The sequence below is a fragment of the Sphingomonas sp. 2R-10 genome (genome assembly GCF_030062225.1).
In the GTDB taxonomy this organism is placed as follows: Bacteria; Pseudomonadota; Alphaproteobacteria; order Sphingomonadales; family Sphingomonadaceae; genus Sphingomonas.
This window is the reverse complement of record NZ_JASCXF010000016.1, coordinates 21,187-45,881: the sequence shown is the minus strand read 5'-3', so window position 1 is coordinate 45,881 and position 24,695 is coordinate 21,187. Positions and strand designations below refer to the sequence as shown.

General features: G+C 68.2%; 30 protein-coding genes and 1 tRNA gene. 16 read left to right on the top strand and 15 right to left on the bottom strand.

Going from position 1 to position 24,695, the window contains the following annotated elements:
* Positions 1–293: 293 nt before the first annotated feature.
* Both cmk and aroA read right to left on the bottom strand, forming a co-directional pair.
* Positions 294–917, bottom strand: coding sequence for a (d)CMP kinase (cmk, locus tag QLH51_RS09205; RefSeq protein ID WP_125657990.1), 624 nt, complete (start codon positions 915–917; stop codon positions 294–296).
* Entirely contained in the window at positions 914–2,245 is a 1,332-nt protein-coding gene (gene aroA / locus QLH51_RS09200) for a 3-phosphoshikimate 1-carboxyvinyltransferase (RefSeq protein WP_125657987.1), read from the bottom strand. Before aroA ends, cmk begins: the two co-directional genes overlap by 4 nt.
* A gap of 99 nt (positions 2,246–2,344) precedes the next feature.
* On the opposite strand from aroA, the gene QLH51_RS09195 reads away from it, so the two are divergent.
* The 4 genes from QLH51_RS09195 to QLH51_RS09180 all read left to right on the top strand — a co-directional run bounded on the left by QLH51_RS09195 (position 2,345) and on the right by QLH51_RS09180 (position 3,980).
* Positions 2,345–2,662, top strand: a complete 318-nt coding sequence (locus tag QLH51_RS09195; RefSeq protein WP_125657984.1) for an FYDLN acid domain-containing protein — start codon at positions 2,345–2,347, stop codon at positions 2,660–2,662.
* A gap of 122 nt (positions 2,663–2,784) precedes the next feature.
* A tRNA-Ala gene (locus QLH51_RS09190) sits at positions 2,785–2,860 on the top strand.
* Between the two features lie 146 nt (positions 2,861–3,006).
* Complete coding sequence (locus QLH51_RS09185; protein WP_125657981.1) at positions 3,007–3,747, top strand: Crp/Fnr family transcriptional regulator; 741 nt, start codon at positions 3,007–3,009, stop codon at positions 3,745–3,747.
* Between the two features lie 77 nt (positions 3,748–3,824).
* On the top strand, positions 3,825–3,980 hold the full coding sequence (locus tag QLH51_RS09180; protein ID WP_164516145.1) for a hypothetical protein: 156 nt from the start codon (positions 3,825–3,827) through the stop codon (positions 3,978–3,980).
* Between the two features lie 15 nt (positions 3,981–3,995).
* On the opposite strand, the gene QLH51_RS09175 is transcribed toward QLH51_RS09180, so the two are convergent.
* The gene (locus tag QLH51_RS09175; protein ID WP_125657978.1) at positions 3,996–5,300 is read right to left on the bottom strand and encodes an MFS transporter; all 1,305 of its coding nucleotides are present in this window, start codon (positions 5,298–5,300) and stop codon (positions 3,996–3,998) included.
* A 126-nt stretch (positions 5,301–5,426) separates the two neighbouring features.
* On the opposite strand from QLH51_RS09175, the gene pgsA reads away from it, so the two are divergent.
* From pgsA to QLH51_RS09160, 3 genes are read left to right on the top strand one after another with little or no spacing between them, the layout of a single operon-like run.
* Positions 5,427–5,993 carry a CDP-diacylglycerol--glycerol-3-phosphate 3-phosphatidyltransferase gene (pgsA, locus tag QLH51_RS09170; protein ID WP_125657975.1) on the top strand — a complete coding sequence of 189 codons (567 nt, stop codon included), beginning with the start codon at positions 5,427–5,429 and terminating at the stop codon, positions 5,991–5,993.
* Complete coding sequence (moaD, locus tag QLH51_RS09165) at positions 5,993–6,250, top strand: molybdopterin converting factor subunit 1 (RefSeq protein ID WP_125657972.1); 258 nt, start codon at positions 5,993–5,995, stop codon at positions 6,248–6,250. The genes pgsA and moaD overlap by 1 nt, the downstream gene beginning before the upstream one ends.
* Positions 6,247–6,693 (top strand): molybdenum cofactor biosynthesis protein MoaE, encoded by a 447-nt coding sequence (locus QLH51_RS09160; RefSeq protein WP_125657969.1) that lies wholly within the window; start codon positions 6,247–6,249, stop codon positions 6,691–6,693. Before moaD ends, QLH51_RS09160 begins: the two co-directional genes overlap by 4 nt.
* Positions 6,694–7,159: 466 nt before the next feature.
* Here QLH51_RS09160 and QLH51_RS09155 read toward each other — a convergent pair whose 3' ends face one another.
* Both QLH51_RS09155 and QLH51_RS09150 read right to left on the bottom strand, forming a co-directional pair.
* Positions 7,160–7,837: a fasciclin domain-containing protein gene (locus tag QLH51_RS09155; RefSeq protein ID WP_125657966.1), complete on the bottom strand. Its 678-nt coding sequence runs from the start codon at positions 7,835–7,837 to the stop codon at positions 7,160–7,162.
* Between the two features lie 99 nt (positions 7,838–7,936).
* Positions 7,937–8,836, bottom strand: a complete 900-nt coding sequence (locus QLH51_RS09150) for a hydrogen peroxide-inducible genes activator (protein WP_125657963.1) — start codon at positions 8,834–8,836, stop codon at positions 7,937–7,939.
* Between the two features lie 128 nt (positions 8,837–8,964).
* On the opposite strand from QLH51_RS09150, the gene QLH51_RS09145 reads away from it, so the two are divergent.
* Together QLH51_RS09145 and QLH51_RS09140 are read left to right on the top strand one after the other, a co-directional pair.
* Positions 8,965–9,507, top strand: a complete 543-nt coding sequence (locus QLH51_RS09145) for a peroxiredoxin (RefSeq protein ID WP_125657960.1) — start codon at positions 8,965–8,967, stop codon at positions 9,505–9,507.
* A gap of 114 nt (positions 9,508–9,621) precedes the next feature.
* Complete coding sequence (locus tag QLH51_RS09140) at positions 9,622–10,143, top strand: carboxymuconolactone decarboxylase family protein (protein WP_125657957.1); 522 nt, start codon at positions 9,622–9,624, stop codon at positions 10,141–10,143.
* Positions 10,144–10,338: 195 nt separating this feature from the next.
* Here QLH51_RS09140 and QLH51_RS09135 read toward each other — a convergent pair whose 3' ends face one another.
* Entirely contained in the window at positions 10,339–11,100 is a 762-nt protein-coding gene (locus QLH51_RS09135; protein WP_125657954.1) for a sulfite exporter TauE/SafE family protein, read from the bottom strand.
* A 208-nt stretch (positions 11,101–11,308) separates the two neighbouring features.
* Here QLH51_RS09135 and epsC point away from each other — a divergent pair, with 208 nt between their 5' ends.
* Together epsC and QLH51_RS09125 are read left to right on the top strand one after the other, a co-directional pair.
* The gene (gene epsC, locus QLH51_RS09130; RefSeq protein WP_125657951.1) at positions 11,309–11,992 is read left to right on the top strand and encodes a serine O-acetyltransferase EpsC; all 684 of its coding nucleotides are present in this window, start codon (positions 11,309–11,311) and stop codon (positions 11,990–11,992) included.
* The gene (locus QLH51_RS09125; RefSeq protein ID WP_125657948.1) at positions 11,992–12,333 is read left to right on the top strand and encodes a DUF2794 domain-containing protein; all 342 of its coding nucleotides are present in this window, start codon (positions 11,992–11,994) and stop codon (positions 12,331–12,333) included. The genes epsC and QLH51_RS09125 overlap by 1 nt, the downstream gene beginning before the upstream one ends.
* Positions 12,334–12,442: 109 nt before the next feature.
* On the opposite strand, the gene QLH51_RS09120 is transcribed toward QLH51_RS09125, so the two are convergent.
* Entirely contained in the window at positions 12,443–13,468 is a 1,026-nt protein-coding gene (locus QLH51_RS09120; protein WP_125657945.1) for a hypothetical protein, read from the bottom strand.
* A 105-nt stretch (positions 13,469–13,573) separates the two neighbouring features.
* On the opposite strand from QLH51_RS09120, the gene QLH51_RS09115 reads away from it, so the two are divergent.
* Positions 13,574–14,134: a nucleotidyltransferase family protein gene (locus QLH51_RS09115; RefSeq protein ID WP_125657942.1), complete on the top strand. Its 561-nt coding sequence runs from the start codon at positions 13,574–13,576 to the stop codon at positions 14,132–14,134.
* A gap of 82 nt (positions 14,135–14,216) precedes the next feature.
* On the opposite strand, the gene QLH51_RS09110 is transcribed toward QLH51_RS09115, so the two are convergent.
* The 8 genes from QLH51_RS09110 to QLH51_RS09075 form a co-directional block, all read right to left on the bottom strand.
* On the bottom strand, positions 14,217–14,594 hold the full coding sequence (locus QLH51_RS09110; RefSeq protein ID WP_125657939.1) for a Fe-S oxidoreductase: 378 nt from the start codon (positions 14,592–14,594) through the stop codon (positions 14,217–14,219).
* A gap of 77 nt (positions 14,595–14,671) precedes the next feature.
* Positions 14,672–15,364, bottom strand: a complete 693-nt coding sequence (phoB, locus tag QLH51_RS09105) for a phosphate regulon transcriptional regulator PhoB (RefSeq protein ID WP_125657936.1) — start codon at positions 15,362–15,364, stop codon at positions 14,672–14,674.
* Positions 15,365–15,366: 2 nt separating this feature from the next.
* Positions 15,367–16,068, bottom strand: coding sequence for a phosphate signaling complex protein PhoU (gene phoU, locus QLH51_RS09100; protein ID WP_125657933.1), 702 nt, complete (start codon positions 16,066–16,068; stop codon positions 15,367–15,369).
* Between the two features lie 10 nt (positions 16,069–16,078).
* The gene (gene pstB, locus QLH51_RS09095) at positions 16,079–16,861 is read right to left on the bottom strand and encodes a phosphate ABC transporter ATP-binding protein PstB (RefSeq protein WP_125657930.1); all 783 of its coding nucleotides are present in this window, start codon (positions 16,859–16,861) and stop codon (positions 16,079–16,081) included.
* The gene (pstA, locus tag QLH51_RS09090) at positions 16,861–18,159 is read right to left on the bottom strand and encodes a phosphate ABC transporter permease PstA (protein ID WP_206429033.1); all 1,299 of its coding nucleotides are present in this window, start codon (positions 18,157–18,159) and stop codon (positions 16,861–16,863) included. Before pstA ends, pstB begins: the two co-directional genes overlap by 1 nt.
* Positions 18,152–19,534 (bottom strand): phosphate ABC transporter permease subunit PstC, encoded by a 1,383-nt coding sequence (gene pstC / locus QLH51_RS09085; protein ID WP_125657927.1) that lies wholly within the window; start codon positions 19,532–19,534, stop codon positions 18,152–18,154. Before pstC ends, pstA begins: the two co-directional genes overlap by 8 nt.
* Complete coding sequence (locus QLH51_RS09080; RefSeq protein ID WP_125657924.1) at positions 19,534–20,565, bottom strand: substrate-binding domain-containing protein; 1,032 nt, start codon at positions 20,563–20,565, stop codon at positions 19,534–19,536. Before QLH51_RS09080 ends, pstC begins: the two co-directional genes overlap by 1 nt.
* 67 nt (positions 20,566–20,632) lie before the next feature.
* On the bottom strand, positions 20,633–21,835 hold the full coding sequence (locus QLH51_RS09075; RefSeq protein ID WP_125657919.1) for an ATP-binding protein: 1,203 nt from the start codon (positions 21,833–21,835) through the stop codon (positions 20,633–20,635).
* Positions 21,836–21,952: 117 nt separating this feature from the next.
* Between QLH51_RS09075 and QLH51_RS09070 the strand changes: the two genes are divergently transcribed.
* From QLH51_RS09070 to QLH51_RS09055, 4 genes are read left to right on the top strand one after another with little or no spacing between them, the layout of a single operon-like run.
* On the top strand, positions 21,953–22,348 hold the full coding sequence (locus tag QLH51_RS09070) for a hypothetical protein (RefSeq protein ID WP_125657916.1): 396 nt from the start codon (positions 21,953–21,955) through the stop codon (positions 22,346–22,348).
* A gap of 7 nt (positions 22,349–22,355) precedes the next feature.
* On the top strand, positions 22,356–22,640 hold the full coding sequence (locus tag QLH51_RS09065; RefSeq protein WP_206429031.1) for an HPr-rel-A system PqqD family peptide chaperone: 285 nt from the start codon (positions 22,356–22,358) through the stop codon (positions 22,638–22,640).
* Complete coding sequence (locus tag QLH51_RS09060; protein WP_125657910.1) at positions 22,637–23,500, top strand: HprK-related kinase A; 864 nt, start codon at positions 22,637–22,639, stop codon at positions 23,498–23,500. Before QLH51_RS09065 ends, QLH51_RS09060 begins: the two co-directional genes overlap by 4 nt.
* The gene (locus QLH51_RS09055; protein ID WP_125657907.1) at positions 23,497–24,501 is read left to right on the top strand and encodes a nucleotidyltransferase domain-containing protein; all 1,005 of its coding nucleotides are present in this window, start codon (positions 23,497–23,499) and stop codon (positions 24,499–24,501) included. Before QLH51_RS09060 ends, QLH51_RS09055 begins: the two co-directional genes overlap by 4 nt.
* Positions 24,502–24,695 lie beyond the last annotated feature (194 nt).

The window sequence follows — 24,695 nt, the reverse complement described above, 5'->3', positions numbered from 1 at the left end:
CTACCTGATGTCATCAGGCTATAGTGGCGCTTTCGCGCGGTTGTTGTGGTGGTGCTTCGGGTGGGTCGGCAGGAGAGCTCACCGGTAACGATGGCAGGCGGCTGTCGTGTAGGAAAGCCTTCTGACCATAGACGTCGTCCCAGCGGAGGCCGGGGCCTCCGGCGGTTCCTGCCATGCGCTGTCACCGGGAAATCCCAGCCTTCGCCGGGATGACGGTTGGGGCGAGGTGGAATCGGTAGACGTGGGGGATCGAAGAAGCGGGACGCCGGGTCAAGCCTTGATAAGGTGGCGGTCTACTTCCCCCGCTGCCCCTCGACGATGGCGATGGCGCGTTCGACCGCGACCTCGATCGACAGGGTGCTGGTGTCGAGCGGGGCGGCGTCGGCGGCCATGGTCAGGGGGGCGGTGGCGCGGCCCGAATCGCGGTCGTCGCGGGCACGGATGTCGGCGAGGACGCGGTCGAAGGTGACGTCGGACCCGGCCTTCGCCAGTTCGGCGTGGCGGCGGCGGGCGCGGATCGCCGGCGTCGCCTTCACGAACAGCTTCGCATCGGCGTCGGGCGCGATCACCGTGCCGATGTCGCGGCCGTCGAGCACCGCGCCGCCGGGCTGCTGCGCGAACCGGCGCTGGCGGCGCAGCAGGGCCGAGCGGACCAGCGGATGCGCCGACACGATCGACGCGGCCTGTCCCGCTTCGTCGGTGCGCAGCCACGGGTCGTCCAGCAGCGTATCGGCGAAGTCGCAGGCCGAGACGCAATCGGCCTCGCGCGTCGGATCCAGCCCGTCGCGCAGCACGCGGGTCGCGACCGCGCGGTACAGCAGCCCGGTGTCGAGGTGCGGCAGGCCGTAATGCCGCGCCAGCGCGCGGGCGATCGTGCCCTTGCCCGACGCCGCCGGGCCGTCGACCGCGATAATCACAGCGATGCCCCGAGGCCGCGCAGCAGCGTGGTGAAGGTCGGGAAGCTGGTCGCGACCGGTGCCATGTCGTCGATCGTGACCGGCGCCCTGCTGACCAGCCCGGCGACGACGAAGCTCATCGCGATGCGGTGGTCGAGCCGGGCCGCGATCGTGCCGCCACCGGGCAGCAGCGCGCCGCCGGTGCCGTCGATGATGAGGCCGTCCCCGGTCTCCTCGACCCGCGCGCCGATCGCGCGCAGCCCCTCGGCCATGGTGGTGATTCGGTCGCTTTCCTTGACGCGCAGTTCCTCCAGCCCGCGTGTGATCGTGCGGCCGTTCGCCAGCGCGGCGGCGACGAACAGCACCGGAAATTCGTCGATCATCGCCGGGGCGACCGCCGGGTCGACCTCGATCCCCGTCAGCGTCGAGGCGCGCACGACGATGTCGGCGACCGGCTCGCCCCCCACGTCGCGCGGATTTTCGAATACGATGTCGCCGCCCATCGCGCGCAGCACGTCGAACAGCGCGGCGCGCGTCGGGTTCAGCCCGACATTGGTGATGGTGACGTGGCTGCCCGGCACCAGCAGCGCGGCGACGACCGGGAAGGCGGCCGACGACGGATCGCCGGGAACGGTGATCGTCTGCGGCTGCAACTCCGCCTCGCCATGCAGTTCGATGATGCGGCCGGCGGGCGTGACCTCGACGGTCAGCTTCGCGCCGAATCCCCTGAGCATCCGCTCGCTATGGTCGCGGGTCGGCACCGGTTCGATCACGCGGGTGATGCCCGGCGTGTTCAGGCCGGCGAGCAGGATCGCCGACTTCACCTGCGCCGAGGCGACCGGCAGCGTATAGTCGATTGGCACCGCCGGCACGATCCCGCGCAGCATGAGGGGAAGGCGCCCGCCGGGGCTGGCGGTGATCTGCGCGCCCATCTGCGACAGCGGTTCGATGACGCGGCCCATCGGCCGCTTGCTGAGCGAGGCGTCGCCGGTGAAGGTCGCGGTGATCGCGTGGGACGATACCAGCCCCATCAGCAGCCGGGTCGAGGTGCCCGAATTGCCCATGTCGAGCGCGCCCGCGGGTTGCAGCAGCCCACCGACGCCGACGCCGTCGATCGTCCACACGCCGTCGTCGCCGCGTTCGATCGTCGCCCCCATCGCCCGCATCGCGGCGGCGGTGGCGAGCACGTCCTCCCCCTCCAGCAGGCCGGTCACGCGGCTGGTGCCGACGGCGAGCGCCGATAGCATCAGCGAACGGTGGCTGATCGACTTGTCGCCGGGGACGGGGGCGGTGCCCGTCAGGGGGGCGCTGGCGCAGACGGAAAGCGGAGTGGGCGTGGCATCGTGCATGACCGGCGGCTTTGACAGCGCGTGCCCGCTATGGCAAGGCGCGGCCCCATCCGGGGTTTCCGCCCCGTTCTTCCACAACACCGAGAGGTTTGGCTACACATGGTGAAGCCGGAATGGGGTACGAAGCGTACCTGCCCGAAATGCGCGACGCGCTTCTACGACCTTGGCAATGACGAACCGGTCACCTGCATCAATTGCGGCGTGCACTGGAATCCCGAGCCGATCCTGAAGTCGAAGCAGCCGCTGCCGTTCGAACAGGTGAAGGTCGAAAAGGAAGGCACCAAGGACGCCGATCTGGGCGACGATCTGGACATCGAGGGCGACGACGAGCCGTCGGCGGACGACGATGTCGACCTGGGCGGCGACGACGACCTGGGCGTCGACACGACCGACGAGGACAGCGAAGCCGAACGCTGACGCTTTTTTGGCGGGCGGGCCAAAAACCCGCTTGCCAAGACCGCGCCCTCCGCATAGAGGGCGCCTTCCCCGACGGGGACGCCGACCGGTTCTTCCAGACGCCGGACGTCGACATGAAATGAGGGGCCGTAGCTCAGCTGGGAGAGCGCTGCAATGGCATTGCAGAGGTCAGGGGTTCGATCCCCCTCGGCTCCACCATTTTTCCAAGAACCCCGCAGCGATGCGGGGTTTTTTGTTGGTTTGCGTATAATCCGTTTCGAACGTGATCCAAAATCGGCGCCAAACCCCGTCGATTAAACCAGTATATCGTGCCGCTTCGCATTAGGCGCTAGCTGGAGCCCCCTATGACAGGGGCTCATGATCTGCGGTACCGTTCTCGACTGCTCGCCTACGCCGAACTGACCGACGCCGACCGGGTCGCGATCGATGCCCTGCTTGATCAGCGGCAGCGGGTCGTCGCGTCGCGGCGCGACGTCGTGGCGGAGGGGGAGGTGCCGCGCTTCGTGCATTTCGTGCTCGACGGCTGGGGCTGCCGTTACCGGCAACTGCCCGACGGACGGCGGCAGATGCTGTCGCTGCTGTTGCCGGGCGACCTGTTCGACCCGCACCTGCAGGTCATCGGGCGGATGGACCACGGCGTCGGCGCGATCACGACGATGACCGTGGCCGAGGTCGTGCCCGAGCAACTGAGCGCGCTGAGCCAAGCACGCAGCGCCGTCGCGCAGGCGTTGTGGTGGAACGACCATGTCGCGATGGGCACGCACCGCGAATGGATCGCCAGCCTGGGGCTGCGCACCGCGCGCGAACGGATCGCGCTGCTGTTCTGCGAGGTGTATTTCCGGTTGCGGCTGGTCGGGCGATGCCACGGCACGAGCTGCGAATTCCCGCTGACCCAGGCCGATCTGGCCGAGGCGACCGGGCTGACCCCGGTACACGTCAACCGGATGGTGCAGGACCTGCGGCGCGACGGGCTGATCGCGTGGGAGGCACGGACGCTGACCATCCTCGATCTCGACCGGCTGTGCGCGATGGCGATCTTCACCCCGGCCTATCTGCACCTCGACCGGACGGTGGCGAGCGGATAGCGACTCGTCCCGATATCGGACGGGGTGCGCGCGATCGCACGCGACCAAAAGGTAAAGAACGCGTTAACGCGGTCATGATGAAATCGCCGAGCGAAACCCGCAGCCGTCATCCGTTCCGCGCCAGCCTGCCGCGGCTGGCCAGCGTGCCGGTATCGAGCGAGGACAGCGACCTGAAACTCTTCGTCGTCAGCTTCACCGCCTTCTTCATCTGCTTCTACACGTTCATCCTGTAGCGCAGACGCTGCGTCCTACGCCGGGCAGCCCTCGTCGCACGCCCGGTGCAGCCGCCATGCCAGCCATGCCGAGCCGAGGCACATCGCCGCGACGATCAGCAGCATGTCGGTCGGCCCGATGCCGAGCTTCGTCAGCAGGATGACGCTGATCGCGCCGACGGTCATCGACGCGCAGTTGACGACGTTGTTCGCCGCCACCGTCCGCGCGGTCTGGTCCTTGGTGACGGTCGTCGTCAGGAACGCGTAGAGCGGCACGACGAACATGCCGCCGAAGATCGCGATCAGCGCCAGCGTGCCGAGCAGCAGCAGCGACTGCGGATGGGTGGCGAAGTCGATCACCCCGTACAGCGTGTCGCCGGGGGCGGGCACCCATGCCTTCGCCTCGAACGCGAAGGCCAGCACGCACGCCGCCATCGCGATGACCGAGGCCGGCGAATAGCGCGCCGAAATCTGGCCTTTCAGCAGCGCGTTGATGATAACCGATCCGATCGCGACGCCGATCGAAAAGATGGCGATGGTCAGCGACGCGACCTGCTGGTCGGCGGTCAGCACGTTCTTGACCAGCACCGGGAAGATCACGATCAGCACCGATCCGATCGTCCAGAAGAAGCTGATGGCGATGATCGCGAGGAACAGGCGGCGGATGTGCATCGTCGCCGCGATCAGGTGCCACGACGCGGTGAACGGGTTCCAGTTGATGGTGAGTTCGGGGCCGCTGCGCGGGGCGGGGGGCACCTGTCGCCCGGTGAACCAGCCGATGATCGCGACTACCACCACCAGCGCGGCGGCCCATTCGACGCTGATCCAGCCTGCGACGATCGTGCCGGTCAGCACCGACAGATAGGTCGCGGCCTCGATCAGCCCGGTACCGCCCAGCACCTGATGATCCTCCAGATGCTGGGGCAGGATCGCGTATTTGATCGGCCCGAAGAACGTCGAATGGACGCCGAGCAGCACGACGGCGCTGAGCATCATCACCACGCCGGTCGTGACATAGCCGGTGCGCGCGACCAGCATCCCCGCCGCGCCGTAGATCATGATGCCGATCTCCGCCGTCTTCACGATGCGGATGATCCGCGCCTTGTCGTGCGTGTCGGCCAGCTGTCCCGACAGGGCAGAGAGCAGCACGAACGGCAGGATCGCGAGGCCGGTGGCCAGCGCGTTGAAATTCTGTTCGCTCGCCGGATCCTTGAACAGTTGATACGTCGCGAACAGCACCATCGCGTGCTTGAACAGATTGTCGTTGAACGCGCCCAGGAACTGGGTGACGAACAGCGGCAGGAAACGGCGCTGCTTCAGCAACCCCAGCGCATTATTCATTCCGGCTACGACCTGCTCTACTTTGCCCTTCGGGCTGTCGATCGGGGTTTAGCTACCGCGTCCGCGCGCTTCAATCGCCGTTTTGCCGCTTTCACCCGGCCCGCCGGGGATGCTAAGCGCCGATACGTGCTGACGCTTCCCAATATCCTGACGTTGTCGCGTATCCTGGCGGTGCCGCTGCTGGTCGCGTTCCTGTGGTGGCCGATGTGGGAGGCGGGCTATGCGATCGCCTTCGCGCTCTACTGCCTGATGGGAATCACCGACTATTTCGACGGCTATCTGGCGCGGGCGCAGGGGACGGTGTCGAAGCTGGGCGTGTTCCTCGACCCGATCGCCGACAAGATCATGGTGGCCGCGGTCATCCTGATGCTGGTCGGCACGCGCCACGACGTCGCGATCATCACCGGCATCCACCTGATCGCCGCGCTGGTCATCCTGCTGCGCGAGATCGCGGTGTCGGGGCTGCGCGAGTTCCTCGCCGGCATCCAGGTGTCGCTGCCGGTGTCGCAGCTCGCCAAGTGGAAGACGACGCTGCAACTGGTCGCATTCGGCGCGCTGATCCTTGCGGGCGCGGTGCCGGCCCATGCGTTCGTCCACGTCACCGGGCTGGTGTGCCTGTGGGGGGCGGCGGTGCTGACCGCGGTCACCGGCTGGGACTATCTGCGCCTCGGCCTGCGGCACATGGACAGCTGATGCCGATCGAGCTGCTGTATTTCGCATGGGTGCGCGAGGCGATCGGGACCGGTAGCGAGCGGGTCGATCCGCCCGCCGGCGTCGCGACCGTCGCCGGGCTGATCGACTGGCTGGCCGGCCGGGGCGGGGGCTATGCGACCGCCTTCGCCGACCGGCAGCGGCTGCGCGCGGCGGTGGATCAGGCGTTCGTGCCGCTCGACACGCCGATCGCGGGCGCGCGCGAGGTCGCGATCTTTCCGCCGGTGACCGGCGGATGATCCGGGTCGTGGTGCAGGATGCGCCGATCGACCTTGCCGCCGAGTTCGCGGCTGCGGAGGCGGCGGATGCCGGCGCGGTGGCGACCTTTACCGGGCTGGTGCGCGGCGACGACGGGGTGACCGAACTGGCGCTCGAACATTATCCCGGCGCGACCGAGCGCGCGCTGGAAGCATTGTGCGGGCAGGCGGCCGAGCGCTGGGGGCTCGCGCAGGCGACAATCGTCCACCGCGTCGGGCCGATGGTGCCGGGCGACCGGGTGGTGTTCGTCGCGACGACCGCCCGGCACCGCGCGGCGGCGCTGGAGGCGTGTGCGTTCCTGATCGACCGGCTGAAGACCGGGGCGCCGTTCTGGAAGCGCGAACGGCGCGGGAGCGATGCGCGGTGGGTCGAGGCGCGGGCGAGCGACGACGCGGCGGCGGCGCGGTGGGGTGGCGCCGTTTAGAGTTTGATCCACTCATACTGAAACGGGCGTCATCCCAGCGAAGGCTCGAATCTCCCGGTGGTAGCGCGCAGCAGGAGCCGATGGAGACCCCAGCCTTCGCTGGGGTGACGGTTCCAGACGGATGGATTAAACACCTGACGCTGCGTTCGGGGCCGGTCCTTCGATCCGCCCTTTCGACAAGCTCAACGGCTATTCGGGAAAACGGATTTCCTCGAGCCATCTGGCCATTTCCACCCATTCCGTTCGGTTCGAGTAGCGATCGAGCGAAGTCGAGAGCGCGTATCGAGAACGGGGTTCCGCCGGGGGGACGTTCGAGGGTTTCGCCGGTGAAAGGGGTTCTCGACGGACGCTTCTCGACAAGCTCGAAGCTGCTCGAACTGAACGGGGTGGGTGGGAACGAGAGTGGCCGCAAAAAAAACCGGGCAGGATCGCTCCCGCCCGGTCGTTATCTACCCCAAACCGCGGATCAGCCGAGCTTGGGGGCCAGCACGCCGTTCACGACATGGACGATGCCGTTCGACTGTTCGACGTCATACTGCGTGACATAGCTCTTGCCGCCGCCGACATCGGTCAGCACCAGCGCGCCGTTTTCCAGCGTCGCTTTCAGCGGCTGGCCCTCGACCGTGGTCAGCGTCGCGGTGCCGCCACCGGCCTCGACCTGCTTCTTGAGCGCTTCGGCGTCCAGCTTGCCGGCCACGACGTGATAGGTCAGCAGCTTGGTCAGCGACGCCTTCTGTTCCGGCTTCATCAGCTGGTCGAGCGTGCCCGGCGCGAGTCGCTGAAACGCTTCGTTGGTCGGGGCGAACACGGTGAACGGGCCGGGGCCCGACAGCGTCGCGGCCAGATCCGCAGCCTGCACCGCCTTGACCAGCGTGGTCAGGTTGCTCGCCTTCGACGCGTTGGCGACGATCGTCGCGGTCGGCAGCATCGGCGCGCCGCCGACCATGACCGGTGCGCCGGCAGCAGGCGCAGTCGTGCCCGGCTGGGCGGTGCCGGCCGGGGCGGCGGGGGCCGTGGTGGTGCCAGCCGGCGCGGCGGGTGCCGGCTGCGCGGTCGGCTGGGCCGGCTGGGTCGTGGTCTGGGCATGGGCTGCGGCGGCGAGCGACAGGGTGAGCGCGGCGGCGGAAATCGTGGCGCGAATCATCGGTATTCTCCGGTGGTTGCGGGAAAATTCGCGGTGCGTGACGCACCGACCCGAGAAATACGGTTTGGTAACGTAACGGTTCCCGCCCGCCCGCGCGCCTCAGTCGCGTTCGGCGGCAAGCACCTCTGCCAGCAACCGGAAATCGCGTTCGCGCGGCGAAGCCCGTCGCCATACCAGCGCGATCCGCCGCGATGCGTTCTGCGATTCGATCGGTCGCGCGGTGACGCCGGTATTGTCGAGGATGCCGGCATCGATCGCCATCTGCGGCAGCATGGTGGTGCCAAGGCCGTTGTCGACCATCTGGACGATGGTGTGCAGCGACGTGCCCATCATCATCGCCTGTCCCCGCGCCTCGGGCTGTTCGCAGGCGCGCAGGGCATGGTCCTTCAGGCAATGGCCATCCTCCAGCAGCAGCAGCCGTTCGGGATCGATGTCGTCGGCGACCAGCGGCGCGGGGTCGTGGACGTCGTTGCCCGGCACGGCCAGCGACAGCCGGTCGTCGAACAGCGGCGCCACCTCCACCTCGCCACAGGCATAGGGCAGCGCGAGCAGCACGCAGTCGGTGCGCCCGTGATGCAGCCCTTCGCACGCCGCCGCGCTCGCTTCCTCGCGCAGATAGAGCCTGAGGTCGGGATAGTCGCGGCGCAGGCGGGGCAGCAGGCGCGGGAGCAGGAACGGCGCGATCGTCGGAATGACGCTCATCCGCATCTCGCCCGACAGCGGCCGCCCGGCGGCGCGCGCCATGTCGGTCAGTTCCTCCGCCTCGCGCAGCACCTTGCGCGCCTTGGCGACGATGCTTTCGCCCAGCGGGGTGAAGCGCACCACGCGGCGGGTGCGTTCGACCAGCACGACGCCGATCAGCGTTTCCAGTTCGCGAATGCCCGCCGACAGCGTCGACTGGGTGACGAACGACGCCTCCGCCGCGCGGCCGAAATGACCGGCGTCGCGCAGCGCGACCAGATATTGAAGCTGCTTGAGCGTAGGCAGATACACCGACATGCCGCCTTACTTATTGGCTCGGTCGATCAATCCCAAGGGCAATTTCGATTGGAACGGTCCGTTGCGCACCCTATATCGCGTTGCAGCAATTCACGGTGTGGCAACGCACCAAAAGAAAGGGCATTTCCATGCTGACCGTTGGCGACAAGCTCCCCGAATTCACCGTTCCCGTCCAGCAGGGCACCGACGCGCTGCCGGCCGGCGAGACGCTGAGCCACGACGCGTTTCCGGGCAAGTGGAAGGTGCTGTTCTACTGGCCGAAGGACTTCACCTTCGTCTGCCCGACCGAGATCGTCGGCTATAGCGAGCTGAAGGAAGACTTCGCCGATCGCGACGCCGTGCTGATCGGCGCATCGACCGACACCGCGCACGTCCACCTGGCATGGCGCAAGTCCGACCCGGATCTGGCCGCCGCCGACTTCCCGTGGATCGCCGACAACGGCGCGGTGCTGGCCAGCAAGCTGGGCATCCTCGACAGGAACGAGCATGTCGCGTTCCGCGCGACCTTCATCGTCGATCCCGACAACGTCATCCAGGCGGTGCAGGTCAACGGCCTGAACGTCGGCCGCAACCCGGCGGAAACGCTGCGCGTGCTCGACGCGCTCCAGACCGACGAGCTGTGCCCGTGCAACTGGAACAAGGGCGACGACGTCCTCCAGGTCGCGGCGTAAGCCTTTTCGGGCGGGGCTTCGGTCCCGCCCCCCCGTTCTTTCCACACCCCAGCGCGGACCGGCGATGGCGCCCGGTCGGCTGGGGTGTCGTGTATCTGCTTTCCGGAGAACCCCATGTCGTTGAAAGAGTTTGCGGGCCAGTTGCCCGACTTCGCCAAGGATATCCGCCTGAACGTCGGCTCGCTGCTGAACGAGACGGTGCTCGATCCGCAGAAGAAGTTCGGGACCATGCTCGCCTGCGCCCACGCCACCGGCCACAAGCCGCTGGTCGATGCCGCCGAGGCGGAAGTCGCCGACAAGCTCTCGCCCGAGGCAGCCAATGCGGCGCGCGCGGCGGCGGCGGTGATGGCGATGAACAACGTCTATTACCGCTTCGTCCACCTCGCGAAGAACAAGGAATATGGCAACATCCCCGCCAAGCTGCGCATGAACGTCATCGCCGCGCCGGGGATCGAGAAGGTCGATTTCGAACTGTTCAGCCTCGCGGTGTCGGCGATGAACGGCTGCGGCATGTGCATCGACGCGCATGAGGACGTGCTGAAGAAGCACGGCATCAAGGCCGAGGTGATCCAGGGCGCGGTGCGGATCGGCGCGGTGATGGCGGCGGTCGCGACGGTGCACGCGGCGGTGGCGTGATCCGGCTTTAGAAGGAAGAAGTTGGTTCACGCGGAGGCGCAGAGGCGCGGAGGGGTTACGGCGCACGGTCGTCGCGCGACAGCGGGACCGTCATCCCTGCCACAGCGCACGAAGGGGCTGATCGCTACGCGATCGGTCTCCCCAAACGATTCTCCTCTGCGCCTCCTCGCGAACCGATTTCTTCTTCTGTCAGACCTACGACAGCGCCCGGTACACGCTGTACAGGCTGGTGATCGTCAGCACGATGCCGACGAGGATCAGCAGCGTGCGCGCGGGCACGTGCTTGGCGAACATCGCCCCGAACGGCGCGGCGACGATGCCGCCGATCAGCAGCCCCGCGACCGCGGTGGTGAACGCCTCCAGCCCCAGATGGATCAGGAAGGTGGCGGAGATGCTGACCGTCAGGAAGAATTCGACGGTGTTGACGGTGCCGATGGTCGTGCGCGGCGTCGCGCCCTGTACCAGCAGGTTGGACGTCACCACCGGCCCCCAGCCGCCGCCGCCGGCCGCGTCGAGGAAGCCGCCGATCAGCCCCAGCGGGGCGATGACCTTCGGATCCTTCGGCTGGGGCGGTTTGCGCAGGCCGCGCCACAGCAGGTACAGGCCGATCGCCGCGAGATAGGTCATCACGAACGGCCGCGTGACCGATGCGTCGAGCGACGACAGCAGGTACGCGCCGGTCACGCCGCCCGCGACGCCGGGCAGCAGCAGCCGCCAGAACAGCTTCCAGTTCACGTTCTTGTGCAGCACATGGCTGATCCCCGACACGCCGGTCGTGAAGCATTCCACCACATGCACGCTGGCCGATGCGGTGGCGGGCGGTACGCCCAGCACGCTGACCAGCAGGGTCGACGAAATCACCCCGAACGCCATGCCCAGTGCCCCGTCGACGATCTGGGCGGCGAAACCCGCAGCCACGAACTCGGCCAGGCGCGCCCAGTCGATATTCTCGAACATCCAATTTCCCTCGATATCGGCTCAGCGGCGGCCAGTGATGACGGCAAACGACAATGCCTACAAGATACATAGGGTTTGTTGCGCCTACAGCACGACTTGGCGGGCGGTGGTGGGCGGCCTACATCACGGCCTGGGAGTCCGTTCGGAAACGTGCGGAAAGCGGGTTTCGACGCACCGCGAACGGGCTCGGCGACAAAGGGGACTGCCCATGGCTGCGCGGCTGATGCGCTATCTGGATTCGATCAAGGCGCGTGACCCCGCGCCCCGGTCGCGCGCCGAAATCCTGACCTATCCCGGCGTGTGGGCGGTGGCGTTCCACAAGGTCGCGCACCGGCTGTTCCGTGCGCGCTGGTATTTCGCGGCGCGCGCGATCAACCATTTCTCGCGCTTCCTGACCGCGATCGACATCCATCCCGGCGCGACGATCGGACGGCATTTCTTCATCGACCACGGCTTCGTCGTGATCGGCGAGACGGCACGGATCGGTGATGGCGTGACGATCTACCAGAACGTCACGCTGGGCGGGACCAGCCCCGACAACGGCGTTGCGGGCAAGCGCCATCCGACGATCGGCGACGGTGCGATCATCGGGTCGGGCGCGCAGGTGCTGGGGCCAATCACCGTCGGCGTGCGCGCCCGCGTCGGCGCCAATGCGGTGGTGACGAAGGACGTGCCCGACGGGACGACCGTCGTCGGCATCCCCGCGCGGCCGACGGTGGTCGAGGGCGGGCAGGCGACCGATCCGCGCTTCGTTCCCTATGGCACGCCGTGCCGCGACACGTTCGACCCGCAGACGCAGCGCGTGGAGCTGCTGCGCTGCGAGGTGGAGACGCTACGGCGGCGGCTCGACGAGCTGCTGGCCGAGCAGCGGGACCATCGCGACAGCGCCTGATGGGGATCGTCACGCCCTTTCCCAATGCCCGGCAGCCGGGGCAGGTCGGGTTCGAACGCGTCGAGCTGACCCGCATCCTCGACCTGTACGGCCGGATGGTCGCGGCGGGGCACTGGCGCGACTATGCCATCGACCTCGGCCGTGATGCCGCGATCTTCAGCGCGTTCCGCCGTGCGACCGAACGGCCCGAATTCCGTATCGAGAAGCGGCCGGAACTGCGCAACCGGCAGGGGATGTGGGCGCTGGTCGGTGAGGCCGGGGCGATCGTGAAGCGCGGGCACGAGCTGGGCCCGGTGCTGGCCCCGGTCGAGCGGCGGCTGATGAAGCTGGTCGAGGAATGACAGGCCGTTGCCCCGGCCTGCGCCGGAATGACGTTCCCGGCGGTCCGCGCACACGAAAAAAACGGCCCCGGTCGCCCGGGGCCGCGAGGTTCGCTCCTGAGGAATGGTTTCAGGCCATCGCCACCGGCGGCAGGCGTTCGCCGATGCCGCCGAGCAGCCCAACCACCGCGCGGCGCATCGGTTGCCAGAAAACCGACAGCGTCAGCAGCGCCGATCCGATGACGAAGGCGGTGAACGCCGCCGACAGCTCGACCGCACCCGCCTGTTCGAACAGCGCGTAGAGCGCGTAGAGGACATAGGCGAGGCTGGACACCAGCAGCGCGCGGCGATCGACCGCCAGCGCGACGACGCCGAACAGGATGTAGAGCGCGATCACCACCGCCGCCATCGGCAGCGTGACGCTGGGGCCGAACACGCCGAGCAGCTGGAACAGCGAATGTGCGATCAGCGGCGCGGCGACGAGGTGCAGCCAGAAGGCGACGTCGCTGCGCCGGGTGCGGCGGTCGCGGTCCGACAGGTCCCACCGCATCGCGGCGACGAACACGCCGATGCCCCCCAGCAGCGTGACGGGATAGAAATTGTCCTTCAGCGTCGGCACCGCGGCGACGATCAGCGCCGACACGGTCAGTACCAGCGCCGCTGCCCCCGCGGCGACGGTGATCGGCACCATGAACCGGCGCCAGTGCGCCCATGCCGCCCCTGCGGCGACCACGCCGATGCCGGCGAAGATCATCGCCGTCGTCCGGTCAGGCAGGTTCCGCGGATCGAGTTCGACGACGATGCCGACCAGCGTCGCCGCGACGCCGCCGACGAACGCCAGCAGCAGCAGGATGCTGGGCAGCGCCATGCGCCGCTTCGCGGTGAAATATTCGGCGAGGAACCACGCCGCCCCCGCGACGCCCAGGCCGCCCAGCGGCGTCAGGATCGTGCCGCCGATCCACGCCAGCGACACCAGCAGCAGCGCGAGCGCGACCGAGACGAAGATGTCGTTGAACCCGGTGAGCAGGCGGAAATGTTCCTCGTCCACCACCGGCGTCGCGCGCTGCCGCGCGATGTGCGCGCGCAACGCCTCGGCGGCATCGCGCGACAGCACGCCCGCCTCCACCGCGCCGTTCAGATCGCTTTCGCTATACATGCTGCTACCTCCCTGTATTGGTCAGGTATAGCACCCGTGTATTGCCTGCACAATACACAACCGTCTGCCCTTCCGCCCCAGCAGTGGCCACGATAGCATCGTTGCATGGAGGATGCTGCCGAGGTCATTGCCATCCTGCGGGCCGATCCGCTTCGCTGGCGGCTGCTGGGGCACGTGCGCGAGCTGGGCCTGCCCGATGGATGGATCGGGGCCGGCTTTGTCAGGAATGCCGTATGGGATCGGCTGCATGGCCGCACGCCGTCCGCGCTGGCGGGTGATGTCGACGTGATCTGGTACGATCCGCATCGCATCGATGCAGCGCTCGACCGGGAGCATGAAGCCGCCTTGCGTTCGGCGGCGCCGGGCATCGCGTGGTCGGTCAGGAATCAGGCGAGGATGCATGTCCGCAATGGCGATGCGCCCTATGCGTCCACCGTCGATGCGATGCGGTTCTGGCCGGAAACGGCGACCGCCGTGGCAGTCCGTCGCGTCAGGGGCGACGATGCCGAGGTGGCGGCGCCGTTCGGGTTGCACGACCTGCTGCACCTGATCCTGCGGCCGATCCCGCCCTGCACGGCGGCCAGACGCCGCATCCATGAGGAACGTGCGCAATCGAAGGGGTGGCGGCGGCGCTGGCCCCTGCTGCGGGAAGTGCCGACTCGATGACTGGGCCGGCGATCGGCGGCAACAAAAAAGGCGCCCCGCCGGATGAGCGGGGCGCCGTTGTTGGCCTGTCAGGCCCGTGCGGTTACTTGCCGCCCGGGTTGCGGCAGCCGTCCTTCACGGTGCGCGAGCACACCGGATAGCTTTCCTTCGCCGCCGGCGGCGGGGTCATCTGCGGCGGGGCGAACTGCACCTGCGGCGTGCCGGCCATCGGCGCACCCGCCATCGGTGCCGGGGCGGCGGTCGTCGCCATCGGGTCGGCCGGCGGGGTGGTCGGGGCCGCTGCCGGATCGGCAGGGGCGTCCGGGGCGGGCGGCGGCGTCATGTTGTCGGCCGGCGGCGTCGGCGCGGCCGGCGTGCCCGGCTGCATCGTCGAATCGGCCGGCGGCGTCGTCGGCGGGGTGGTCTGCGCGACGGCGGCGCTGCCCATGAGCAGGGCAGCCATGAAAGCAACAGTCTTCATCGGATAGCTCCTTGTGACGTGTTTCGTTGAGGCTGCGAACCAAACGTGCAAGCACGGAAAGGTTTCCGACGAAGTTTTCAGCCCGCCGCGTCCAGAGCATAGCCTGCCGACCGTACGGTGCGGATAATATCGGGCCGGTCGCCGACATTGATCGCCTTGCGCAGCCGCCGGATATGTACGTCGACGGTACGCGATTCGATGTCCGAATCATGGCCCCAGACTGCATCGAGCAGTCGTTCGCGCGAGAAGACCCAGCCGGGATGTTCGAGGAAGTGCTTGAGGAGGCGAAATTCCGTCGGACCCAGCGGCACGACCTCGCCCCCGCGCCGGACGCGGTGGCCGACCGTGTCCATCTCGATATCGGCATAAGTCAGCGCCTCGCCGGCCAGCGCGGGCCGCACGCGGCGCAACACCGCGTTGACGCGCGCGACCAGTTCGCGCGGCGAAAACGGCTTGGTGACGTAATCGTCCGCCCCGGTTTCGAGGCCGCGGACCCGGTCCTCCTCCTCGCCGCGCGCGGTCAGCATGATGATCGGCACGTTCTGCGTCTCGGCCTGTCGCCGCAACTGGCGGCAGACCTCGATCCCCGACAGCCCCTCGACCATCCAGTCGAGCAGGACGATGTCGGGCGTCGCCTCGCGCGCCAGCAACAGCGCTTCCTCGCCCTCGTGCGTGCGGACGACCTCGAAATCCTCGCGCTGGAAATGAAAGGCGATCAGTTCGGCCAGCGCCGCATCGTCTTCCAGCAGCAACATCCGTGCCTTGGTCATGATTATCCTGCGAAGTCCGGGGTTTCACGCTCTGCCATCGTCTGGCCGGTCGCGGCGAAATAGACCATTTCGGCGACGTTGGTCGCATGGTCGCCGATGCGTTCCAGATTCTTGGCGACGAACAGCAGGTGGGCGACCTGGCTGATCGTCTTGGGATTTTCGACCATATAGGTCACCAGCACGCGGAAGATGCTGTTGTAATAATCGTCGAGCGCATTGTCGCGCTTGCAGATCTCGACCGCCGCCTGCGCGTCGCGCGCCGAAAAGGCGTTGAGCACGTCATGCACCATATCCGACGCGAGCTGCGCCATGGCGGGGAGGATGCTGAGCGGTTCGATGCGCGGGTCGTGCGTCTCGCCATGGATCGACGACACGCGCTTGGCGATGTTCTTGGCATAGTCGCCGATGCGTTCGATCACCGCTGCGATCTTGAGCGCCGCGACGACCTCGCGCAGGTCGTCGGCCATCGGCGCGCGCAGCGCGATGACGCGCACGACCAGCTTCTCGACCTCCGCCTCGATCGCGTCGATCGCCTTGTCCTGTGCGCGGACCTGCTTGGCGAGCGCGGGATCGTTGCGCGACAATGCCAGCATCGCGTCGTGGATCGCCTGTTCGGCAAGCCCGCCCATCTGCGAGATCAGCGCGCGCAGATGCCCGATGTCGCGATCGAATGCCTTGACGGTATGTTCGTGGCCCGTCGTCATTTCGCCTCCCTCAACCATAACGCCCCGTAATATAGTCTTTTGTGCGCTCTTGCCGGGGGTTGGTAAAGATATCCGAGGTCCGGCCATATTCGACCAGCGTGCCCAGATGGAAGAAGGCGGTACGCTGCGACACCCGCGCCGCCTGCTGCATGTTGTGGGTCACGATCGCGATCGCGTAGCGGCCGCGCAGTTCGTGGATGAGCTCCTCGATCTTCGCCGTCGCGATCGGATCGAGCGCCGAGCAGGGCTCGTCCATCAGGATCACTTCCGGATCGACCGCGATGGCGCGCGCGATGCACAGCCGCTGCTGCTGCCCGCCCGACAGCGCGGTGCCACTGTCGGTCAGGCGGTCCCTGACCTCGTTCCACAGCCCGGCGCGGGTCAGCGATCGTTCGACGATCCCGTCCATCTCGCCCTTCGACGTGGCGAGGCCGTGGATGCGCGGGCCGTAGGCGACGTTCTCGTAGATCGATTTGGGGAAGGGGTTCGGCTTCTGGAACACCATGCCGACGCGCGCGCGCAACTGCACCACGTCCATCGCGGGGGAATAGATGTCCTCGCCGTCCAGCCGGATGTCGCCGGTGACCCGGGCCGAGGCGACGGTGTCGTTCATCCGGTTCATCGTGCGCAGGAAGGTCGACTTGCCGCAGCCCGACGGGCCGATGAAGGCGGTGACATGTTCCATGTCGATGTCGATCGACACGTCCCTGATCGCCTGTTTCTGGCCATAGAACACGTCGACGCCGCGCGCCGACAGTTTCGGCGGTGCGTTGTTGAGAGTGGTGTCGGTCATTACCAGCGGGTCTCGAAGCGATTGCGGAGATAGATGGCGAGCGCGTTCATCGCGAGGAGGAACGCCAGCAGCACGAGGATCGCCGCGCTGGTCTTTTCGATGAAGCCGCGGCTGACCTGATCGGACCACAGGAAGATCTGCACCGGCAGCACGGTGGCGGGGTCGGCGAACCCCTGTGGCGCCTGGCTGATGAAGGCGCGCATGCCGATCATCAGCAGCGGCGCGGTCTCGCCCAGCGCGCGCGCCATGCCGATGATCGTGCCGGTCAGGATGCCGGGCAGCGCGAGCGGCAGGACATGGTGGAACACGACCTGCACCTTCGACGCGCCGATGCCGAGCGCCGCGTCGCGGATCGACGGCGGCACCGCCTTGATCGCGTTGCGCCCGGCGATGACGATGACCGGCATGATCATCAGCGCCAGTGTCAGCCCGCCGACGATCGGCGCCGAGCGCGGCAGGTTGAGCGTGCCGAGGAATACCGCCAGTCCGAGCAGGCCGAAGATGATCGAGGGGACGGCGGCGAGGTTGTTGATCGACACCTCGATCAGGTCGGTCCAGCGGTTCCGCGGGGCGTATTCCTCCAGATACAGCGCCGACAGCGTGCCGACCGGAAAGGCGATCAGCAGCGTGACGAGCATCGTCATCAGCGAGCCCTTGAGCGCGCCCCAGATGCCGACCGCCGTCGGATCGGTCGAGTCGGCCGATTGGAAGAAGTCGGTGTTGAACCCGGTCGAGATCGCGCCCGCGCGCTCCAGCCGCGCGACCATCGCTTCGTCCGCCGGCTCGCCATCACCCTTGGCCGCTTCCTCCAGCCCCGGCGCGGCGGGAACGGGGATGCTGACCTTTTGCGTCAGGATCGACGGATCGGCCTTGATCGCGTCACGCACCGTCAGCCATGCGCTGTCGGAAACGACACGGTTGTCCTCGCCGAACGCGGCTGCCGCCGTGCCGTTGACGGCGTTTTCGAGGCCCGCGCCGGCGAGTGCGAGGTCGGCGCCACGCGTCTTCAACTGCGCGCGGTCGACCTCGATCCCCGCCGATGGGAAGTCGATGGGCAGCGTGACGAGCGTCCGCTGGAACCCGCCGACGCCACTGATGAGCATGGTGACGAGCAGGAAGGCGAGGAACCCCGCCGACAGCACGACCGCCGCCAGCCCGAAGAAGCGGAAGCGGCGTTCGGCGGCATAACGGCGGCGGATGCGCTTCTGCATCGCCCCCGTCTTCCAGTCGGTCGGCACCCGTTCGGGCACATCCCGCTCGATCGCGGGCGATCCGGCGACGTTGGCAGGATTATTCATATGCTTCCCGGTACCGTTTCACGACGCGCAGCGCGACGACGTTGAGGAGGAAGGTGATCGCGAACAGCGTGAGGCCCAGCGCGAAGGCGGCGAGCGTCTTCGGGCTATCGAACTCCGCCTCGCCGGTCAGCAGGTCGACGATCTGCTTGGTGACCGTCGTGGCGCTTTCGAACGGATTGAGCGTGATCGAGGCGGCACCCGAGGCGGCCATGACGACGATCATCGTCTCGCCGATCGCCCTGGAGACGGCGAGCAGTACGCCCGCGACCACGCCGGGCAGCGCGGCGGGCAGCAGCACCTTGGCGATCGTCTCGCTGGTGGTGGCGCCCATCGCCAGGCTGCCGTCGCGCATCGACTGCGGCACGGCGGCGATCGAATCATCGGCCATCGACGACACGAACGGGATAATCATCACGCCCATGACGAGGCCGGCGGCCAGCGCGCTTTCCGAACTGGCGAACGGCATCCCCAGCACCACCGCGAGGTCGCGGATCGCGGGACCGACGGTCAGCGCGGCGAAATAGCCATAGACGACGGTCGGCACGCCGGCGAGGATCTCGAGGATCGGCTTCATCCACTTGCGCACGGCCGGGCGGGCGTACTGCGTCAGGTAGATCGCGCTCATCAGCCCGAACGGGATGGCGACGATCATCGCGATCACCGCGCCGATGAAGAACGTGCCCCAGAACAGCGGCACCGCGCCCAGCGTCGCGCCGGGATCGGACGATCGGATGACCTGCGGGCTCCAGTTGGTGCCGAACAGGAAATCGGTCACCGGCACGATGCGGAAGAAGCGCCAGCTTTCGACCACCAGTGACACGAAGATGCCGAGCGTGGTCAGGATCGCGATCAGCGACGCGACCAGCAGCGCCAGCATCACCGCGCGCTCGACCTGCGTACGCGCCCGGTAATCGGGGCGGATGCGGGTGAAGGCGAACGCCCCGCCGGCAAAGGCGAGCAGGATGGCAAGTGCGGTGCCGATCCAGTCGTAGCGGCTCTGCGCGGCGGCATAGGCCGGGGCCAGCACCTCTGCCTGCTGGTTGAACGCGCCATAGGCGGTGCCGCTGGCCAGCGCGCGCGCTTCGGCGAGGATCGCCGAGCGTTCGAAGCCGGGACCGGGCAGGCCGGTGGCGGCGGGCGTCGACAGCACCGCATCGCGCACCAGCGCGGGCGATACTGCGCTCCAGACGCTCAGGAACAATAGCGCCGGTGCGGCGATCCAGATCGCCATGTGCCAGCCATGCTGGCTGGGCAGCGAATTGGGGCGGTCGGCGGCGGTGACCGGCTTGGCGAAGCGGGCGGCGCGGGCGCGGGCGACCATCCAGCCGATGCCGCCGAACCCCAGCACCAGCAGGATCAGGGTGAAGCCGTGCATCAGTGCAGCCCCGCCGGGTCCATGACCGTCTGGTTCGCGATCTCCGCCGCCGATTCGGCGCGGACGGCGGCGGGCGCGGCGATCATCCCGCGGCGGGTCAGCGGACCGCCCGGGTCCCACGACTTCGCGAAGGTGGCGAGGAAGTCGGTCATGCCGGGCACCGGTTTGATATGCGCCTTCTTCACATAGAGGAACAGCGGACGCGCGCCGGGATAGGTGCCGCCGGCGATGCTGTCGTAGCTGGGGGCGATGCCGTCGATCGGCACGCCGTGCAGCCGCGACTTGTTCTCCTCGAGATAGGAATAGCCGAAGATGCCGATCGCGTTGGGGTTGGTCGACAGGTTCTGCACGATCAGATTGTCGTTCTCGCCCTTGTCGACATAGGCCGCGTCCTCGCGGATGCGGGTGCAGATGTCCTCGTAGCGGTCCTTGTCGCTGTCCTTGAGCGCCTTGGCCTGCGGGAACGCCGCCTCGCACGCCGGGACCATGATGAGTTCGACCAGCGCGTCGCGCGTCCCGCTGGTGGAGGGGGGGCCGAAGAACTGGATCGGGATCGCGGGCAGGGCGGGGTTGATTTCGTTCCACATCCGCGCGGTGTTGGGCCTGCCCAGCGGATTGGCCGACAGTGCCATGTAGACGTCGCGCCTGCTCAGCTGCAGCTTCGGTCCGTTGTTCGATTCGGCCAGCGCCACGCCGTCGACGCCGACCTGGATCTCCATGATCTCCTTCACCCCGTGCGACACGCAGCCGGCATATTCGGACTTCTTCAACCGGCGCGAGGCGTCGAGGATGTCGGGATGCTGCGGGCCGATGCCGGCGCAGAACAGCGCCGCACCCGCGCCGGTGCCGGTCGATTCGACCAGCGGCGCGCGCAGGTCGGGGTTGGCGTTCACCAGCATCTCCGCGACGGCGGTGGTGAAGGGATAGACGGTCGACGACCCGACGACGCGGATATGGTCGCGCGACGTCTGCGGCTCGCATGCGGCAAGCGCTAGGCCGAGGGCCACGACGGACGCGATCCGGCGATACATGCGGTTCCAGTTTCCATGGGCGTATACGGACATTCGCGACGCTCGGGCGTGCTGTGTTACCATCGCGTTACGGCTTCATGACACCGTGGAGGGGCAGCAGGACGGAAACCGTCGTGCCGTCGCCCACCACGCTGCCGATATCGAGGCGGCCGCGATGCCGCTCGACGATGTGCTTGACGATCGCGAGGCCGAGGCCGGTTCCCCCCAGCGCCCGGCTGCGCCCTGAGTCGACACGGTAAAAGCGTTCCGTAAGCCGTGGCAGATGCTCGATCGCCACCCCCTCCCCATGGTCGCGCACCACCAGTTCGGCCATGGTGTCGCGCGACGTCAGCCGCACCTCGACCGGAGTGCCGGCGCGACCATATTTCATCGCATTGCCCATGACGTTGTGCAGCAGCTGCGACAATTGCGCGCGGTCGCCGATCACAGTGACGTCGTGGTCGATCGTCAGGGCGACGTCGCCGCCGCGCGTCGGGTTGGTGGCGGCGAGTTCGTCGCGGACCGCCGGCACCATCGTCGACAGGTCGACCGCTTGGTCGGGGGGGCGATATTTCTCCGCCTCGATCCGGCTGAGGGAGATCAGGTCGTCGATCAGCCGCTGCATCCGCCGCGCTTCGTCGTTCATGACCTTCAGGAAGCGTTCGCGCACGCCCGGATCCTCGCCCGCCTCGTCGCGCAGCGTTTCGATGAAACCCAGCAGCGAGGCGAGCGGGGTGCGCAGTTCGTGGCTGGCATTGGCGACGAAATCGACGCGCATCCGTTCGGTCGCGCGGTTGCCGGTGCGGTCGACCAGATGCACCAGCCGCCGGTCGTGGGTCAGCGGACGGACGCGCATCTCCCAGCTCTGGTCGCGCGCGCCCAGGCCCACCAGCCCGACGGGTTCGCGATCGTCGCGCGTGCCGAACAGCCGTTCGGCCGCGGCCGGATGGCGGATGGCGAGGCGGACGTCGCCGCCGACGACATGCTGGCCCAGCAGCGCGAGCGCGGCGGGGTTCGCCGCCTCGACATGGCCCGCCGCAATGACGAGGATCGGTTCGTCGACCGCATCGATCGCCGACTGGGTCGCGGCGGCGGCATGCTGGCGCGCGGTGTCGGGTGATTCGGTGGGGCCCCGTTCGGGGGCGTGCAGCCCGGCGACCAGCACCGCGGCGACCGCGCCGACCAGCACGACCGCGCTGGCATTGATCCCGGCGCCCAGCAGCAGCGCCAACAGGGCGACGCCGACCGCGATGACGAGGGCGAGGGGCAGGCGGGGGCCGAATTCGTCCATCACCCCCGATTAGGCGGAAGTGTCGCGCAAGGCCAGAGGGGGCGGATCGCCCCTTTGTCGGACATTCCTTAACCCTCTTTGTCGTTGCGAAACGCGACGCATTGGGGAAGATGGCGCATGACCGACACGCCCACCCCCCCGAACGACGGTACGCTGGCACGGCGTACGCTGCTGATCGGTGCGGCGAGCGCGTCGGCGGTGGTGTCGATCCGCCCGGCGCTGGCACAGACGCAGGCGTCGATCATGACCTGCGAGATTCCGATTCCCGATCGCGCGCGCGCCGGACAGCTGATCGCGGCCGACGGTCAGGTCGTGGCGCCAGGCACGCCCGGCGCCTTTCCCGGTGCCAATCGGCCGTTCACCGGCGAGCAGGTGAAGGCGGCGATGAACGGGCAGAACCTGCCCGGCGCCGATGGCGACACGACCCGCGCCTATCTGAAATATGTCCAGCGGCTCCAGAACGGGACCAGCGGCTTCACCTGCTTCGCATCGCTTCAGATGCCGCGCGGCTGACGCAGCCGTGGCGGCACGCTATCGCGCGCCGCCGGTGGCATCGCTGCGCATCGTGCCGCTGGACCAGCTCAGCGCCGTCTATCACCGGGCGTCGGGGCAGACGCATGTCGTCGCGCCGCCGGTGCCCGAGATTCTCGACCTGCTGGCCGACCGGGCGATGACCGCCGATGAATTGCTGGCGGCGCTGGCGGCGCGCTACGACCTGGCCGATGGCGATACGGGGGGCCTCGTCGCGCGGCTGGACGAACTGGTCGATACCGGGCTGGTCGAGTGCGTGGACCAACCGGCGTGAGGCATGTCGCGACGTTGCGCATCGGGCCGGTCGGGTTCCGGATCGGCAGCGACTGGCGCACGCCGGTCGATCAGTTGCGTACCCTGTATCGCGACTATCCCCAGCCCGAGGATGGCATCGCCGACTTCAACGTGCGCCTGTTCGCCGCGCGGCCGTGGCGGCGGGTGGTGCGACCGTCGGTGATGATCGGCGGCGACTTCACCATCCCCGACGCCGCGCCGCTGCCGCTGGCGCAGGGGGTGCTGGCGGCGGAGATGGGGATGAACCTGCAAATGGCGCTGGCGCAGCGTCGCTACCTGCTGCTCCACGCCTCCGCCGCCGAGCGGGACGGGCGGGCGCTGCTGATGACCGGCGAATCGGGGGCGGGGAAGTCGACGCTGGCGGCGCTGCTGATGACGCGCGGGTGGCGGCTGATGGGCGACGAGTTCGCGCTGCTCGATCCGGCGACGGGGCTGGTCCACGCCTTTCCGCGCCTCGTCAGCCTGAAGAATGCCGCGATCGGTGTGATGGAACGCGCGGCGCCGGGCGGGCGGTTCGGGCCGTTTCTGGCAGCGACGCCCAAGGGGGATATCCGCCACCTCGTCCCCAATGCCGCGGCGATCGCGGCAATGGACGTGCCGGCGCGACCGGCGCTGCTGCTGTTCCCCACCTATGGACAGGCGCAGGCGGTGCGTCCGGTCGAACCGGCCGAGACGTTCGTGCGGCTGACCCAGGCGTCGACCAATTATGTGGCGATGGGCGAGCGCGGCTTCGACGCGCTGACCGGGCTGGTTCGCAGGCTACCGGTGCGGGCGATCGATTATCCCGATACCGAAACCGCACTCGCACTGGTCGAGACGCTATGGAGCGAGCTGGCATGAGCGGCGCGCTGGTCGCCGCGGTGCTGGCCGATCCGGCGCGGGCGACCGGGCTGAACGCCGGACAGTGGAACGCGCTGATCGCGGCGGCGCGGGCCGAGCAGCTGATCGGCAGCGTCGCCGTGCGGCTGGACGGCGTGGCCATGCCCCCGGCGGCGGCGCGCATCCTCGCCGATGCCCGTGCCTCCGCCGAACAGGGACGGGTGGCGGCGTTGTGGGAGGCGGAGGCGGCACAGCGGGCGCTGGCCCCGCTCGGGCTGCCGGTGGTGCTGCTGAAAGGAACCGCGTTCGTCGCCGCCGGGCTGGATGCGGGGCGGGGGCGGGCGATCGGTGACCTCGACATCCTCGTGCCGCGCGAACATCTCGATGCGGTGGAGGCCGCGTTGCTGGCGGCGGGGTGGGAATGGGTGAAGCCCGACCCTTATGACGACGCCTATTATCGCCGCTGGATGCACGAGCTGCCGCCGCTGATCCACCGCGACCGGGACCGGATGATCGATGTGCATCACACGATCCTGCCCCCGACCGCGCGGCCGACGCCCGATGCGGGGGCGTTGATCGCCGATGCCGTGCCGCTGTGCAACGGGCTGTCGGTGCTGTGCCCGGAGGACATGGTGGCCCACGCCGCCGCGCACCTGTTCGCCGATGGCGATTTGCAGGGGGGCTTGCGCAACCTGTGGGACATCGACCGGCTGGTGCGCGAGTTTGTCGAGCGGGATGCCGGGTTCATCGCGGCGCTGACCGAGCGGGCGGCGCGACATCAACTGTCGGACGCGGTGGCCCGCGCGCTCAGGCTGGCGCGGCGGATCTATGGGACGCCGGGCGGTGGGGAACCGGTGGCGTCGGATGGGTTGTTCGCCCGGCGGCTGCTGGCGCGCGACGGCTGGGGGCGATTGCGGCACAAGGGCACCGAGTTCGGTTTCTATGTCCGCTCGCACTGGCTCAGGATGCCGCCTGCGATGCTGGCGCGGCATTTGTGGACGAAGTTTCGGAAGAAGAAATAGGTGGTTCGCGCGGAGGCGCGGAGACGCGGAGAAGAAGTTTTTATTTCGCGCAGAGGCGCAGAGGACGTTGAGGGTAGCGCTCGCCGCGACTGCGGCTCTTCACCATGGGGCGCCAACAGGAATCAGGCTGCGCCAGACAGGCTGACATGGCCTGCTCAACAACATCTCAGCGTTCTCTGCGCCTCTGCGCGAAC